The sequence below is a fragment of the Mycetocola zhujimingii genome (genome assembly GCF_003065425.1).
In the GTDB taxonomy this organism is placed as follows: domain Bacteria; phylum Actinomycetota; class Actinomycetes; order Actinomycetales; family Microbacteriaceae; genus Mycetocola_A; species Mycetocola_A zhujimingii.
Map to the genome: position 1 here is coordinate 261157 of NZ_CP026949.1, position 13672 is coordinate 274828.

At 65.9% G+C, this 13672-nt stretch carries 15 protein-coding genes; 9 read left to right on the forward strand and 6 right to left on the reverse strand.

The genetic code is table 11. The features are described 5' to 3' along the window. Window positions 1-11 precede the first annotated feature (11 nt). Genes C3E77_RS01230 through C3E77_RS01240 form a run of 3 tightly spaced genes read left to right on the forward strand, consistent with a single transcriptional unit; the run spans window position 12 to window position 2661 of the window. Entirely contained in the window at window positions 12-794 is a 783-nt protein-coding gene (locus C3E77_RS01230; RefSeq protein WP_108389983.1) for a CoA transferase subunit A, read from the forward strand. Further along, on the forward strand, window positions 794-1447 hold the full coding sequence (locus C3E77_RS01235) for a CoA transferase subunit B (protein ID WP_108389984.1): 654 nt from the start codon (window positions 794-796) through the stop codon (window positions 1445-1447). The genes C3E77_RS01230 and C3E77_RS01235 overlap by 1 nt, the downstream gene beginning before the upstream one ends. After that, window positions 1444-2661, forward strand: coding sequence for an acetyl-CoA C-acetyltransferase (locus tag C3E77_RS01240; protein WP_234031249.1), 1218 nt, complete (start codon window positions 1444-1446; stop codon window positions 2659-2661). The genes C3E77_RS01235 and C3E77_RS01240 overlap by 4 nt, the downstream gene beginning before the upstream one ends. A 27-nt stretch (window positions 2662-2688) precedes the next feature. On the opposite strand, the gene C3E77_RS01245 is transcribed toward C3E77_RS01240, so the two are convergent. After that, on the reverse strand, window positions 2689-3297 hold the full coding sequence (locus tag C3E77_RS01245; RefSeq protein ID WP_234031250.1) for a TetR/AcrR family transcriptional regulator: 609 nt from the start codon (window positions 3295-3297) through the stop codon (window positions 2689-2691). A 109-nt stretch (window positions 3298-3406) separates the two neighbouring features. On the opposite strand from C3E77_RS01245, the gene C3E77_RS01250 reads away from it, so the two are divergent. From C3E77_RS01250 to C3E77_RS01265, 4 genes are all read left to right on the forward strand, one after another. Continuing rightward, entirely contained in the window at window positions 3407-3964 is a 558-nt protein-coding gene (locus tag C3E77_RS01250; RefSeq protein ID WP_108389985.1) for a hypothetical protein, read from the forward strand. Then, window positions 3964-5388 carry a dihydrolipoyl dehydrogenase family protein gene (locus C3E77_RS01255; RefSeq protein WP_108389986.1) on the forward strand — a complete coding sequence of 475 codons (1425 nt, stop codon included), beginning with the start codon at window positions 3964-3966 and terminating at the stop codon, window positions 5386-5388. Before C3E77_RS01250 ends, C3E77_RS01255 begins: the two co-directional genes overlap by 1 nt. A 49-nt stretch (window positions 5389-5437) precedes the next feature. Continuing rightward, on the forward strand, window positions 5438-5743 hold the full coding sequence (locus tag C3E77_RS01260; RefSeq protein ID WP_108389987.1) for an EthD family reductase: 306 nt from the start codon (window positions 5438-5440) through the stop codon (window positions 5741-5743). A 92-nt stretch (window positions 5744-5835) separates the two neighbouring features. Next, window positions 5836-7134, forward strand: a complete 1299-nt coding sequence (locus C3E77_RS01265; protein WP_108389988.1) for an alpha-amylase family glycosyl hydrolase — start codon at window positions 5836-5838, stop codon at window positions 7132-7134. 23 nt (window positions 7135-7157) lie between these two features. On the opposite strand, the gene C3E77_RS01270 is transcribed toward C3E77_RS01265, so the two are convergent. The 5 genes from C3E77_RS01270 to C3E77_RS01290 are packed head-to-tail and all read right to left on the reverse strand — an operon-like array spanning window position 7158 to window position 11374. Then, window positions 7158-7913: a 3-keto-5-aminohexanoate cleavage protein gene (locus tag C3E77_RS01270; protein WP_234031251.1), complete on the reverse strand. Its 756-nt coding sequence runs from the start codon at window positions 7911-7913 to the stop codon at window positions 7158-7160. 9 nt (window positions 7914-7922) lie between these two features. Next, window positions 7923-8585, reverse strand: a complete 663-nt coding sequence (locus C3E77_RS01275; RefSeq protein WP_108389989.1) for a response regulator — start codon at window positions 8583-8585, stop codon at window positions 7923-7925. Then, the gene (locus tag C3E77_RS01280) at window positions 8582-9790 is read right to left on the reverse strand and encodes a sensor histidine kinase (protein ID WP_108389990.1); all 1209 of its coding nucleotides are present in this window, start codon (window positions 9788-9790) and stop codon (window positions 8582-8584) included. The genes C3E77_RS01275 and C3E77_RS01280 overlap by 4 nt, the downstream gene beginning before the upstream one ends. A gap of 25 nt (window positions 9791-9815) precedes the next feature. Next, entirely contained in the window at window positions 9816-10640 is an 825-nt protein-coding gene (locus C3E77_RS01285) for a hypothetical protein (protein ID WP_108389991.1), read from the reverse strand. Next, complete coding sequence (locus C3E77_RS01290; protein WP_108392898.1) at window positions 10640-11374, reverse strand: ATP-binding cassette domain-containing protein; 735 nt, start codon at window positions 11372-11374, stop codon at window positions 10640-10642. The genes C3E77_RS01285 and C3E77_RS01290 overlap by 1 nt, the downstream gene beginning before the upstream one ends. A gap of 188 nt (window positions 11375-11562) precedes the next feature. Between C3E77_RS01290 and C3E77_RS01295 the strand changes: the two genes are divergently transcribed. Beyond that, a complete protein-coding gene (locus tag C3E77_RS01295) occupies window positions 11563-12810 on the forward strand; it encodes a serine hydrolase domain-containing protein (protein ID WP_198412175.1) in 1248 nt (415 codons plus the stop codon). Window positions 12811-12980: 170 nt separating this feature from the next. Further along, entirely contained in the window at window positions 12981-13667 is a 687-nt protein-coding gene (locus C3E77_RS01300; RefSeq protein WP_162924874.1) for a hypothetical protein, read from the forward strand. Window positions 13668-13672 lie beyond the last annotated feature (5 nt).

Here is a 13672-nt window from a genome sequence, read left to right on the forward strand (position 1 = left end):
GGAACATCCCCGTGGATAAGACTGTCGAAACGGTAAGCCTGGCCGTCGCGGACATCCCAACCGGCTCATCGCTGGCGGTGGGCGGGTTCGGGCTGTCTGGTGTCCCCATTTCGCTCATCCGTGCCTTACTCGCCCAGGGAGCGAGCGGACTCGAGGTGGTGTCGAACAACTGCGGCGTTGACGGGTGGGGGCTTGGCGAACTGCTGGCCGCGGGACGCATCCGTCGTGTCATTGCCAGCTACATCGGGGAGAACAAGGAATTCGCCCGTCAGTACCTGTCCGGTGAACTCGACGTCGAACTGACCCCGCAGGGTACGCTCGCCGAACGGCTCCGCGCGGGTGGCGTTGGCATCCCCGCGTTCTACACGGCAACCGGCGCGGGGACCGCCGTATCCGACGGCGGGATGCCGATCCGGTATGCCGCTGACGGCACGGTGGAGGTGATGAGCGAGCCGAAGGAGACCCGCACGCTCGAGACGTTCGGGGCGGAAAAGGAATACGTTCTCGAGACGGCGATACGCACCGACTTCGGTCTGGTTCGCGCCGCGGTCGGCGACCGCCACGGAAACCTGCGCTTCGAAAAGGCGGCGCGAAACTTCAATCCGCTGGCGGGCATGGCTGGACGCATCACCATCGCCGAGGTCGACGAACTGGTCGAGCCGGGAGAACTTGGCCCTGACGACATCCACCTTCCCGGCATCTACGTCGACCGGATCGTCGAGCTCACCCCGGCCCAGGCGTCCGACCTGCCGATCGAGAAGGTCACCGTACGGAGCAGGGAAGGGTCGAGCTGATGCCGCGCACACGCGACGAAATGGCGGCAAGGGCCGCCGAAGAGCTGATCGACGGCAGCTACGTCAATCTCGGTATCGGACTGCCGACGCTCATCCCCAACCACTTGCCCGATGGCATCCATGTCGTGCTGCACTCCGAGAACGGAATACTCGGGGTCGGCCCGTATCCATGGGAGGGGGAGGAGGACCCGAAGCTCATTAATGCGGGCAAGGAGACAGTGACGGTCCTTCCCGGCGCCAGCTACTTCGACTCGGCCGCGAGTTTCGGCATGATCCGCGGTGGACGCGTCGCGACCGCGGTACTCGGAGCGATGCAGGTGTCCGCCGGCGGCGACATCGCGAACTGGGCAGTCCCGGGCAAGATGGTGAAGGGAATGGGCGGCGCGATGGACCTCGTCAACGGCGCTGAGCGGGTCATCGTGGTGATGGATCACGTCGCGAAGGATGGCTCGCCGAAGATCGTGCCGGAGTGCACGCTTCCGCTCACGGGTCGCGCCTGCATCGACCGCATCATCACCGATCTCGCGGTCATCGACGTCACGGCCGACGGACTCGTTCTCCGTGAACTCGCGCCGGGCGTGACCGTCGGGCAGGTGACCGAATCGACCGCAGCGCCGCTGACGATTGACCCGGACGTCAAGGAAGCATCGTGAGTCTCCTGCGTGAGGTCGTCATCTGCTCACCCATCCGCACTCCGGTGGGGCGCATGGGTGGAGCGCTGGCGCCCCTGAGCGCTCTCGACCTCGCCACGACCGTGCTTCGGGCGCTCCTCGAACGAACCGGCCTGGAGCCGGGAGCAATTGACGGGGTGATCGGTGCCCAAAGCTACCCGACCATGGAGGCGCCGGCTTTCGGGCGGGTCGCAGCGCTCGATTCGGGTTTCCCGACCACGACCGGCGGTTACCAGCTGGACCGGCGGTGTGGAAGCGGCCTGCAAGCCGTGATGAACGCCGCGATGGAAGTGCAGACCGGCGTCAGTGACGCCGTGGTCGCGCTCGGGGTGGAGTCCATGTCGAACGCTCCGTTCTACACCGAGGAGGGACGGCGGGGTGCGCCCCGCGGTGGGTACTTCTTCCGCGACGCCCTCGCTCGCGGCCGTGAGACGGTGGGTGGCCGTTTCTACCCGACGCCTGACGGAAACGTCGGAACCGCCGAAACCCTCCGCGCCGAGTACGGCATCGGGCGCGACGCTCAGGACGCTCTCGCACTCCGGTCACACCAGCGCGCTGTCCAGGCGCAGGCCTCGGGTGCGTTCGATGCGGAGATCGTCCCCGTGACGGTACCCGGCCGACGAGGTGACGTACTCGTCGATCGCGACGAGCATCCTCGCGCCGATTCGACACTCGAAGCGCTCGCCGCACTCACCCCTCTCCTGACGAAGAAGGATCCGGATGCGACGGTGACGGCCGGTAACGCGAGTGGCCAGAACGACGCTGCCGCTGCCTGCATCGTCACCACCCCGGAGCATGCGAGGGCGCTCGGACTCGTGCCGGCCCTTCGCCTTCGATCCTGGGCTGTCGCCGGGGTGGACCCGCGGCGCTTCGGGATCGCCCCGGTGCCGGCAACAGAGCTGGCACTCGCGCGCGCCGGACTCGGCCTGGCAGACCTCGATGTCATCGAGCTCAACGAGGCGTTCGCGGTGCAGGTCCTCGCCTGCCTGGCTGACTGGGGTATCGATGCCGAAGACCCGCGCCTCAATCCGCGCGGCAGCGGAATCTCGATCGGGCACCCGATAGCCGCAACAGGCATCCGTATGCTCGCCACCCTCGCGAACGAGCTGCCCGACCTGGACGGTACCCTGGCACTCGAGACCATGTGCATCGGCGGTGGGCAGGCGCTCGCCGCTGTGTTCGAGCGGGTCGACTGACCTGCGGTGGCGCGGTTCCGTTGAACCTCAGTTCGGTGTGCGTGCCGCCCCGATGACCGCGGCATAGGCAACGCGCAATCTCCCGGCGATTTCCTCGGGGTCGCTGAGGTAGCCATTGACCATGGCGCCGTCCCGCAGCATCATCAGTTGCCCGGCGATAGTGTCGGGGTCGCTGGCGCCGGCATCCGTCGCGATTGCGGTGAACAGCTCGAGGGTCCACGTGCGGTGCGCATCGACAACGACTCTGACGGGGTCATCCGGGTCGGCGATTTCTGCGGCGGCGTTGATAAACGGGCATCCCCTGAATCCCGGCATGCAGCTCGCCGATCCGATGATCTCCGCAATGTTCTCAAGCGCATGTGCAGGGTCTGACTGAGAGCGAGCAGTCGTCAGCGCCTCCCGCTCTCCGGCGGCCTGCCGCTCGAGATAGGCAACAACCAGGTCGGTCTTGGTTTTGAAGTGGCGATAGAACGTGACCTTCGTGATCCCCGCCTGCTCGATGATCCGGTCGGCGCTTGTTCCGCGGATGCTGTTCGCATAGATCAACTCGGTCGCGGCGTCCAGGATGCGAGCACGCGTGGCGTCGCCCCGCCGGCTACCGGTCACCCCAGGCGTCATCGGCGTTGTTTCACCCACGGTGCTCCTTTTTTTGAACCTTTTACTTGCGTTGCTGTCGGTATCGACTCTAGAGTGTCCATGGTAGGGGTACTAGTTCGTCTACATAAAATCTGTGAAAGGAATTCTGGTGACAACCATCGATACCCGTGCGGCCGTGCCTCTTGCGAGGACACTGCGCCGGGTCTATTTCTCCCGCTTCGGTTTTGCCCTGATCTGGGCAGTGCTGCTGGCGTTTGTGGCTCCGAACGCGGCGCCACTTCTCACCGTGCTCGTGATCATTTACCCGCTGGTTGACGCATTCTCCGTGTTGACCGAGCTGCGGGCAGCTGGAACAACCTCACGATCACGGGCGAGCGAAATCATCAACATCGTTAGCAGTGTGCTGGCCGCCGTTGCCCTTGGCTGGGCCTCCTTCGTATCCCCAGGCGCGGTACTCGCGGTGTGGGGCGTGTGGGCGGTGCTTTCGGGCGCCTCGCAGTTGGTCACCGGCCTGATCCGTCGCAAACTGGGTGGCCAGGTGCCGCTGATCTTCAGCGGCGGTTTGTCGGTCCTGGTTGGTTTCGCGTTCCTCGCTCAGGGGCTTGGCGGATCCACAATGGTGACCTCAATCGCTGGCTACGCGGCCCTGGGCGGCGTGCTCTTCCTGATTTCCGCGCTCCGCCTGACTCGATCGGCGCGTGCCTGATGGCCGGCGCATTCGAGGGCTCGCCCCCTGACTACGACCTGATCGTGATCGGGGCAGGCCCCGTCGGAGAAAATGTGGCTGATTACGCCGCGAAGCGTGGCATCCGTGTCGCGATCGTCGAATCCGAGCTCGTCGGTGGCGAATGCTCCTACTGGGCGTGCATGCCTTCCAAGGCGCTGCTGCGCAGCGGGCACGTTCTGCGTGCCGCCCAGCGACTGGATGGCACTCGGCAGGCGGTCACCGGTGAACTGGATGTTCCGGCGGTTCTTGCCCGCAGGAACACGTTCACGAGCGAGTGGAAGGACGACGGCCAGGTCGACTGGTTGAACTCCGCCGGTATCGATCTGATCCGGGGTCACGCTCGCCTCACGGGTCCACGCACCCTCGCCGTGAACGGCCGGGACTACACAGCGAGGGCCGTCGCGGTCGCGACAGGCTCCGTCCCCGTGTTGCCCGACATCCCAGAGCTCGCCGCGGCCAACCCGTGGGGAACCCGGGAAGCGACCAGTGCGTCGGCCGCTCCGGCCCGGCTGCTGGTGCTCGGCGGAGGTGTCGCCGGCACCGAACTCGCCACCGCCTGGGCATCCCTCGGCTCCGACGTGACCCTCCTGTCCCGGGGTCCTCTCCTGGAACGCGAAGAACCCTTCGCTGGCGAACTCGTCACGAAGGCGCTCAGGGAGATGGGTGTCGACGTGCGCATCGGCGTCAGTCCGACGGGTGTTCACCGCGACGAGGCCGGTGTTGTAACGACCACACTCGACGATGGCAGCACGGTGGTGACGGATGAAATCCTCGTCTCCACTGGCCGCCGCCCGAACACGCTCGACCTCGGCGTCGACACGGTCGGCTTCATCCCCGGGGAGAAGCTGAGCGTCGATGACACCATGCTCGTCACGGGCACCGACTGGCTCTACGCCGTCGGTGACGTGAACGGACGCGCGCTTCTCACGCATCAGGGCAAGTACCAGGCCCGCGCCGCGGGGGAGGTCATCGCTGCCAGGCTCAGCGGCGGCGACGTGCATGATGCTCCCTGGGGCGGCCACGTCGCAACCGCTGATCACGCCGCCGTGCCCCACGTGATCTTCACAGATCCCGAGGTCGCCGGAGTCGGATTGACCGAAGCCCAGGCGCGGGCCAGGGGGCTGAATGTGACGACCGTGGAATATGACCTCGGCTGGGTTGCGGGAGCGAAATTGCACGCCGATGGTTACGAAGGCCACGCGAAACTCGTCATCGATGAGGACCGCCACATCATCGCCGGGGCAACCTTCGTCGGCCAGGATGTCGCAGACCTGCTGCACTCGGCAACCATTGCGATCGTCGGTGAAGTCCCGATCGACCGGCTCTGGCACGCCGTCCCCTCCTATCCCACCATCAGCGAGGTCTGGCTCCGACTCCTCGAAACCTACGGTCGGCCGAACTGAGCCCCAACCACACCCAACGAACAAACACCCATTGGAAGGAAAGAAGCAAATGCCTACGAAGATCACCATCATCATCAATAACCCCACCGACGCGGATGCGTTTGAAGCGGGCTATCCCGAGATCGTCTCGCTGGCCCAGCAACTCCCCGGCCTGCGCCGCACGGAATCCGCGAAGGTCTGGCCCAAGGAAGACGGAACTCCCACCCCGTCGCATCGCACCCTCGATCTGTACTTTGACAGCTACGACGACGCGTCAGCCGCTGTCTCTACTCCCGCCGCTGGTGAGTTCTTCCAGCGCCTCGTCGGTACAGGAACACCTTTCACCGGGCTTTTCTCCGATATCGAAACGCTCTAGAACCAACCGAGACCGCGCCCGACGTAACCTGCGTCGGGCGCGGTCGCCCGCATGTCGAAGAGGGGCTCATGCGGAGCGGGTATCGTCAAGTAATGAGCCAAACGCAAGGATCCGCGACAGCCCACACCGGACCCGAATGGGTGGACCACGTGATCTGGTGGCGGGTGTATCCGCTGGGCTTCGTCGGTGCGTTTCCTGAGTCAGACGCCGGGCCGGCCACGCCGGATGAGCACCGGTTGCTTCGCCTGATTCCGTGGCTCGACCATGTGATCGAGCTCGGTGCTTCCGGTATCGCGCTCGGCCCGGTCTTTGCGTCATCAACGCACGGGTACGACACCATCGACCACTTCAGTATCGACCCGCGCCTGGGTACCGATGAGGACTTCGCAACCCTCGTTGGTGAAGCGCGGGCGCGAGGCCTTCGCATCCAGCTCGACGGCGTCTTCAACCACGTCGGACGCGAGCACCCGCTCGTTGCGCAGGATTCAGAGGCGCTCAAGCGAACCAGCGACGGCGGCCTGGTGGCGTTCGAGGGCCACGATGCGCTGGTCGAACTCGACCCGGCGCAGCCGGAGACCAGGCGCCTCGTCGTCGACGTGATGCGGCACTGGCTCGATCGCGGTGCTGACGCGTGGCGGCTCGATGCCGCGTACCGGCTGCCGCCAGACTTCTGGGCGGCGGTCCTGCCCGAGGTGCGCCGTACACATCCGGATGCCTGGTTCGAGGCGGAGGTGATCCACGGCGAATACACCGCGTTCGTCAATGAGGGAACCGTCGACAGCGTCACCCAATACGAGCTGTGGAAGGCGATCTGGTCGAGCATCGACGAGGGTAATTTCTGGGAGCTGGCCTGGGCACTCGGCCGCCACAATGAGATGCTCAGCTCGTTTGTGCCGACGACCTTCATCGGAAACCACGACGTCACCCGGATCGCGTCGGCGATCACGGATGCCCGGCATCACCCGCACGCGATCGTGCTGTTGGCCACGCTCGGGGGCACTCCGACGGTCTACGCAGGTGATGAGTGGGGCTTCCGCGGGGTCAAGGAGGAGCGCGCTGGCGGTGATGACGTCATTCGCCCCGAGTTCCCGATTGACGGGCCCGCCTCCGTGCAGGTCGAGGACCCGGCAATCGAGCCGCTCTACCAGGAGCTCCTTGGCCTGCGGCGGCGCCACCCGTGGTTGCACCGCGCCACGACTGCCGAGCCGCGGGCTCTCAGCAACGAGCACCTCGAGATCGATGTGGTCTGTGAGGGGGAGCGCCTGACTGTCGCCTTGAACCTCGGCGATGACACGTTCCCGCTCGCTGAAGGCAGCGTGCTCGCCGCGGATCCGGCCACCCGGGAGACCCCGGGCCAGCTCGCGGCGCACGGGTGGGCCATCGTCGGTTGAGGTGACGAGCCGGGCAGTGCCCCTTACTCCTGACGGGGCCGCATCCTCTCGGCCGTAATAGCGACCGCAGCGGCGACGAGCTCGGCATTCCCGTGCGCTAAGGAACCGTCGGGCAGCTCGAGGGTGTCTTCGAGGCCGATTCTGGTGTCCAGCCCCGCGGAGACCGCCATCCCGAGGATCGGCCACGCCGAGCGTTCCTCGCCGTGGAGCAGGATCGGAATGGTCGGATCCGCACGTCGTACGAGCGCGATGAGCTCCTCCGCCGCCGGTTTCCCCACCTCGCCGGGCAGATCCGCAACCTCGATCAACGTGCGCAGGCACGAGGAACGGATCGGCGACGACGCCCATCTGCGAGCACCGTCGATGTTCCAGATTCCTGCCTCCACGCCCACGCCGCGATCGAGGAGCAGGCGCGCCACGTCTTCCGCACCGTCTTCGTGCCAGTTGACCGAAGCGAAATCCGGCAGAACCGACCAGGCCGAGATCATCGCCAGCCGGGCCGTGGCATCCGGTGCGGTCCATTCGCCAGTGGTGACCCCGATCGGGATGCCGGGACACGACGCACGCAGGGCGGCAACCCACGAAGCGACATCCGTGGATTCGAGGCTGTCATCCCCGCGGCTGTTCCTGGGGTGGACGTGAAGCGAGTGTGCTCCGGCCCTCACCGCTGCGATCGCCTCGGCGGTCATCGGTGTTGCACTGAGCCTGGGGTGCTCGTTGGCCGGCCTCGCGCCATTCAGGCACGCCTGGAGCAGGGAACGGTCCATCTGGTTCAGCACGTCCCCGCCTTACATCGCCGACGAAACGACACCGTTGGTGAAGGCCCACACGACGGCCTGCAGCCGGTCTCGCGCACCGGTCTTTGTGAGGATGCCGGCGAGGTGGTACTTCACCGTCGTCGGTTCGATGAACAACCGCTCGGCGATTTCCTGGTTGGAGAGCCCCTCGCTCAGGAGTGCCAGAATTTCCAGTTCCCGGGCGGTGAGCGGCACTGAGGGTGGCGTCTGGATGCGATCCGGTCGCCTCCTTCGGTTGGCGAACTCGGAGATCACCCGGCGGGTCAGGCGCTGGTCGAGGGTTCCATCACCGCGGGCCACGGAACGGATGGAACCGAGCAGCGTCTCCTCGTCGGCGCCCTTGAGCAGGAACCCGGCCGCCCCGGCCTCCAGCGCCCCGAAGACGTAGTCGTCGAGATCGAATGTGGTGACGACGAGCACGCTCGTGGTGTTCGAGGGATCCGACATGATCGCTCGTGTTGCCGAAATACCGTCGAGCCCCGGCATCCGGATGTCCATGCAGATAACGTCCGGGTGCTGCTCCTTCGCGAGCGCTACGGCCTCATAGCCGTCTTTGGCCTCACCGATAACCTGGATGTCGTCCTCCTGGTCGAGGATCACGGACAGGCCGGCGCGCACGATTTTCTGGTCGTCGGCAATGGCAACGGTAATCATGACTGCACTCCGTCGTAGGGGATCTCGAGGATATTCGCCCAGCCGCCGTCGGCGCTCGGCCCGGTTGTGAGCCTGCCGCCGATCAGGTCGGCGCGTTCCGCCATGCCCACGAGCCCGAATCGAGGTCGCGAACCGGACTCCGGAGCCACGGCCTGCGACGCAGGCCCGTTGCGTACCGTCACGCGCAGGGCGTTCTCGCCGTACTCCAGCTCAACGGAGCGAGGCGAGCCGGGCGCGTGCCTGGCGGCATTCGCGAGTGACTCCTGCACCATTCGGTACACGGTGATGCCGGTGAGCGGGCCGATATCGACCGGAGTTCCGGTCTCCGACAGGGCCACAGGGCTTCCCGCGGCGGATGCCTCGGTGATGAGGCCCGGCAGCTGCTCGATCGACGGAACGGGGGCGAGCGAACCCTCTCCGTCGGCGCGGAGCAGGCCGACCGTCTGGCGAAGGTTATTCAGCGTGGTTCGAGCGTCACTCTGAACGCGGCGGATGTATTTCCCAGCGCGGTCCGGATCCGTCGCCCGCAACGCGTCAGCGGCCTGGGCGCTGACGATGATGCCCGTCAGGTGGTGGGCCGCGATGTCGTGCAGTTCCCGTGCCATGAGTGCGCGCTCCTCGCGCACGGCATCCTGCGCCAGGCGTTCTCGTTCTCTCTCGGCGGCATCCGCCCGCTCGCGCAACGCCTCAACGAGTCGAGCGCGACCATCGACGACCTCGGCAAGGATCACTGGCAGGCCGAACGTGAGAGCCGCACGCAGTAGTGCGAACGGCAACGCCAGCTCGCCGGGCACTTCGAGGCTGGACTGGACGGTGATGATCGTGAGGACGACGGATGCCACAGCGATGGCAGCGGGAAGCAGGTAATGGGATGCCTCACGGCGCTCGCGGGTGTACGAATAGACGGCGATGATGACCGCGAATGTGCCGGTGCTCGCCTCCCCGGAAGAGATGAGCAACATCACACCGTCGAGCGCCGCCGTAACGATCAGTACGACCACGGGGGCGCGGTACCGCCCCAGCAGGACCACCGCCTGGGCGAGCACGATCACGCCGGGAAGCCAGGGGTATCTCTGGCCGGCGGACTCGCTGTCGACGACCGCCACTCCGATCACGTAGCCGATGCCGAGGAGAGCCGTCAGCACAACGGGAGTACCCCGCCAGAGCGCGTTGCGAACGCTGCTCTGGCGGGGCGATGTGGTCATCCGACCATTGTCCGGCACGGGGTGCTCAGATGTCACGGGATCGCATGGCCGCTCCCGCCGCTGCCGTCACCACGGCGATGAGCGCCGCGAGTGCCGCAACGGCGATGAGAGGCGGGATGCTGCCCGCCACGCCCGGAGAGACGGCAGCCTGTCCGAGTGACAGCGGCATCAGCTGCGCCCAGACCGGCAGGGAGCCGGTGACGAGCTGGATGGTGGCCTGCGCGATAAGTTCGAACAGGAGCACGCCGAGCGTGATGAGCACGCCCCCCAGCTGATTGCGAGCGAGGATGCCGATGGCCAGCCCGAGAAGCCCAAGCAGGGGCACCACGAGAGCACCGCGTCCCAGAACTCCGAGGAGGTCCGGAATGCTGACGGCCAGGTCGGTTTGCGCGAGCGTGAGCGAGATCAGCAGCGTCGCAACGCTGACGACCGCGTACGCGACCCCGACAACCGCCCCGACGATGGCCATTGCGCCCACCTTCGCCGCGAGGATCCGTCCGCGACGGGGTTCTGCCAGCGCGGTGGGGACGATCCCGCCGAACCGGTAGTCCGTGGTGCCCGCGAGGACGCCGAGCATGAGCACCGCGAGCACCGCGATACCGATGGAGCCAGCGCCCGTTGAAGAACCGAGCGGACTGACCGCGGCGAGTTGTGCTGCCGCAGAGGTGAGCTCGAACGCGGGAAGGTCATCTCCCAGCGCTTCCCGGCCAGGGCCGATGGCGCCGCTCGCGAGGGCGGGGAGAACGGTGACGAGGGTGACCTGTGTTGCGATGAGACCGGCAATGCCGACGCCGATCGCTGCCTTGGTTGCTCGAGTCGTGGTGACTTTGAGCAGTTCTGCGCGGATCATCAGCGCACCCCCGCACTTGTCGAGGTGAGATCGAGATAGTAGCTCTCGAGGTCTCCTCCGTGGGCGTCGACCGTGGAGCGAAGGTCGCCGGATGCCGCGACCCTGCCCGCTGCGATCACGACGATGTCATCGGCGACAAGCGCCACCTCCGACAGGACGTGGGACGACAGGAGGACTGAGCCGCCGGCATCCGCGAAGGAACGGATGAGCTGGCGAAGCCAGTGCATCCCCGCAGGGTCGAGGCCGTTTGCCGGCTCGTCGAGGATCAGGATGGACGGCTCGCCGAGCAGTGCTGCGGCCAGCGCCAGTCGCTGCTTCATGCCGAGCGAGTAGCCGCCGATCCGCCGGTCGGCCGCTGTGCTCAGGTCAACGTCATTGAGCACGGCGTCGATCCGGGGCTGAGCAACGCCGATCTGCGCTGCGGCGATACGGAGGTGCTCCCTGCCGGTGCGGCCCGGGTGCAGTCCTGCCGAATCGAGGAGCGCCCCGATGGTCTGTGCAGGCTGCTCGAGGTCGCGGTATCGGCGTCCGTGGATGAGTGCCTCCCCACTGTCGGGAGCGGCGAGGCCGAGGATCATGCGGGTGGTGGTGGTCTTGCCGGCGCCGTTCGGGCCGAGGAGACCGACAACCCGACCGTCGAAGACGTCGAATGAGACGTCCTCGACGGCGGGGTGTCCGGAGAAGGACTTACTCAGCCCGCGAATCGCGAGGGCTGGTGATGTGGAATTCGTCATGTCCCCAGCGTGCTGCGGCCCGTCGGTCGGCGCCCCATCCTCAAGGACAGTCATGATCCTGTCCCTCCGGGCGGGGCGCGAGCGTATGTATCTGGCGAGGCTGGACCTGTCCGATTCGGACAGCGGAAGTCTCAACACGATCCAGCTCACTCAGCCTGGAGCACCTCAATCACAAGGGAAGAAACGACATGTCCATGAATCAGCAGGAATCACAGAACACCGTTGAACCAGCGGCGATCCAGCCGAGCAGGCGCCGTGGCGTCATCATCGCGACGACCAGCGTGCTGGCCGTTGGAGCGTTGGTCGCCGGCGCGTGGGGTGCCGGTGCGTGGTCGGATGCCGCGCCGGTGGAAAAAGAGGCGACCGCTAAGAACTCTGTCATCCAGGAACACCTCGACGACCTGGTCGATCTCGGTTTTCCCGCAGCGCTCGCCTCGTTCACCAACCCCGACGGGGAGCACGAGGACTACGTGGCCGGGGTCGGGAACCTCACGACCGACGAACCGGTACCCGTCGACGGGGAAGTGCGGATGGGGAGCAACACGAAGACGTTCACCTCCGTCGCTGTGCTGCAGCTCGTCGAGGACGGTCAGGTTGCACTTGATGAGCCCATCGACACCTACCTGCCGGGTCTGGTCACGGGTGATGGCGTCGACGGCACGCGCATCACCGTGCGTCATTTGCTGCAGCAGATGTCAGGACTCCCCGAATACGCCGACGAGATCGCGATGGACTTTGAGAAGGTACAGAGTGTCTACACATCGCCACGGGACCTCCTCGATATCGCGCTCAGCAAGCCGGCGGGCTTTGCCGCCGGTGAGCGCTGGGAGTACAGCAACACGAACTATCTGGTGCTCGGCCTTCTGATCGAACGCGTGGCCGAACGGCCGCTCTTCGAGGTGATCACCGAACGGATCATTGAGCCGCTGGGGCTTGAACACACCTACTTCCCGACGGTCGGCGAGAAAACACTCCGCGGCGAGCACCCTTCGGGGTACCACATCAATTCGGATGGTGACTTCTATGACGTGAGCGCGCTTGACCCGTCATGGGGCTGGGCCGCCGGTCAGATCGTCGCAAGTCCGAGCGACCTGAACGAGTTCACGAGGGCCGTCCTCGACGGGCGGCTGCTGGGCGAGGAGATGACAACCGAGATGCAGAAGACGGTGCCGGCCGAGGAAGGCCTGTGGCCAGGAGCGGGGTACGGTCTCGGTTTGCAGAGCTACCCGCTGAGCTGCGGCGGCGTGATCTGGGGGCACGGTGGCGACATCCACGGCTTCCAGACGCGCAACGGTGTGGCCTCCGACGGAACAGCATTCACGGTTGCCGTCACCGCTCTGCCCTGGGCCTTCATCGCTGAGGAGGACGAGCCGCGGATGATGGACACCTACAAGGCGGTAACGGATGCCGTCGATGCGGCCTTCTGCGAAGACTGACGCCGAGCATCCGGTCACCAGCGCTTCCGGCGCCAGCCTCTTGAGGTTGGCGCCGGAAGTTGTTGGGTGCGAACCGCACGATGCCACGCTAAGCTCCAGCCAGGATGCTCGCAGCCGAGTGCCAGAGGTGGGAAATGATGCTTCAGACTATGAAACCGAAAGTTCAGGTCGTGAGTCTCTGGCCAGCCGCCCCGGCGCGACCGCCTCTCACCCGCCGGTTGATGCGTTTGATCTCCAGTGCTGTCCTGGCCCCCTTGGGTATCGCCGCGCTCGGCGCGGCTCTCGTCGGCTGCGCGGAGGCTGTTCCCGAGGCCGTCGCCGACCCCCGCCCTGCTGTCGACGCCACGGCCGTGGTCAGTAAAGCTCTCGGTCAGGCCCAAAGTGCAGCGTACGAATCGCAGGTGGCCCTCCTCAGCGATGGATCTGTAACGCTCGAGGATTATGAAACGTCGGTTCAGAGTTACGTGGCGTGCATGACTGAACGGGGCTTTGTGGTTGATGGCCCCATGCTCAACCCGGCAGACAACCAGCTTTTCCTGATGCAGGCCCTCGACGGAGATATTTCGACGGGGGCATCCGCTCGGGCTGATACCGACTGCCGAAAGAAGCACGTCGATCTGGTGGAACACGCGTACAGGACTCTGACTGAACCACGGATGGATTCGGCAGTTGCCGAAGAGACCCGCCGCTGTTTGGGCGACGCAGGCCTCGAGTACGCGGGGGACGAATCCAACTTCGAGGACTTCGTCCCCGGTGGAGTCGAGGATGAGGAACGTTTGACGGCGGTCAGCTCGTGTGTCGACCAGGCGGTGAGGAAGATCTACCCGGATATTCCACTCGTCGCGTTGGGATTCTAGCCGTT

Coding starts and splice junctions, on each gene's coding strand:
- C3E77_RS01235 (WP_108389984.1), top strand. CDS start 794: ATGCCGCGCACACGCGACGAAATGGCGGCAAGGGCCGCCGAAGAGCTG.
- C3E77_RS01255 (WP_108389986.1), top strand. CDS start 3,964: ATGGCCGGCGCATTCGAGGGCTCGCCCCCTGACTACGACCTGATCGTG.
- C3E77_RS01260 (WP_108389987.1), top strand. CDS start 5,438: ATGCCTACGAAGATCACCATCATCATCAATAACCCCACCGACGCGGAT.
- C3E77_RS01265 (WP_108389988.1), top strand. CDS start 5,836: ATGAGCCAAACGCAAGGATCCGCGACAGCCCACACCGGACCCGAATGG.
- C3E77_RS01275 (WP_108389989.1), bottom strand. CDS start 8,585: ATGATTACCGTTGCCATTGCCGACGACCAGAAAATCGTGCGCGCCGGC.
- C3E77_RS01280 (WP_108389990.1), bottom strand. CDS start 9,790: ATGACCACATCGCCCCGCCAGAGCAGCGTTCGCAACGCGCTCTGGCGG.
- C3E77_RS01285 (WP_108389991.1), bottom strand. CDS start 10,640: ATGATCCGCGCAGAACTGCTCAAAGTCACCACGACTCGAGCAACCAAG.
- C3E77_RS01290 (WP_108392898.1), bottom strand. CDS start 11,374: ATGACGAATTCCACATCACCAGCCCTCGCGATTCGCGGGCTGAGTAAG.
- C3E77_RS01295 (WP_198412175.1), top strand. CDS start 11,563: ATGTCCATGAATCAGCAGGAATCACAGAACACCGTTGAACCAGCGGCG.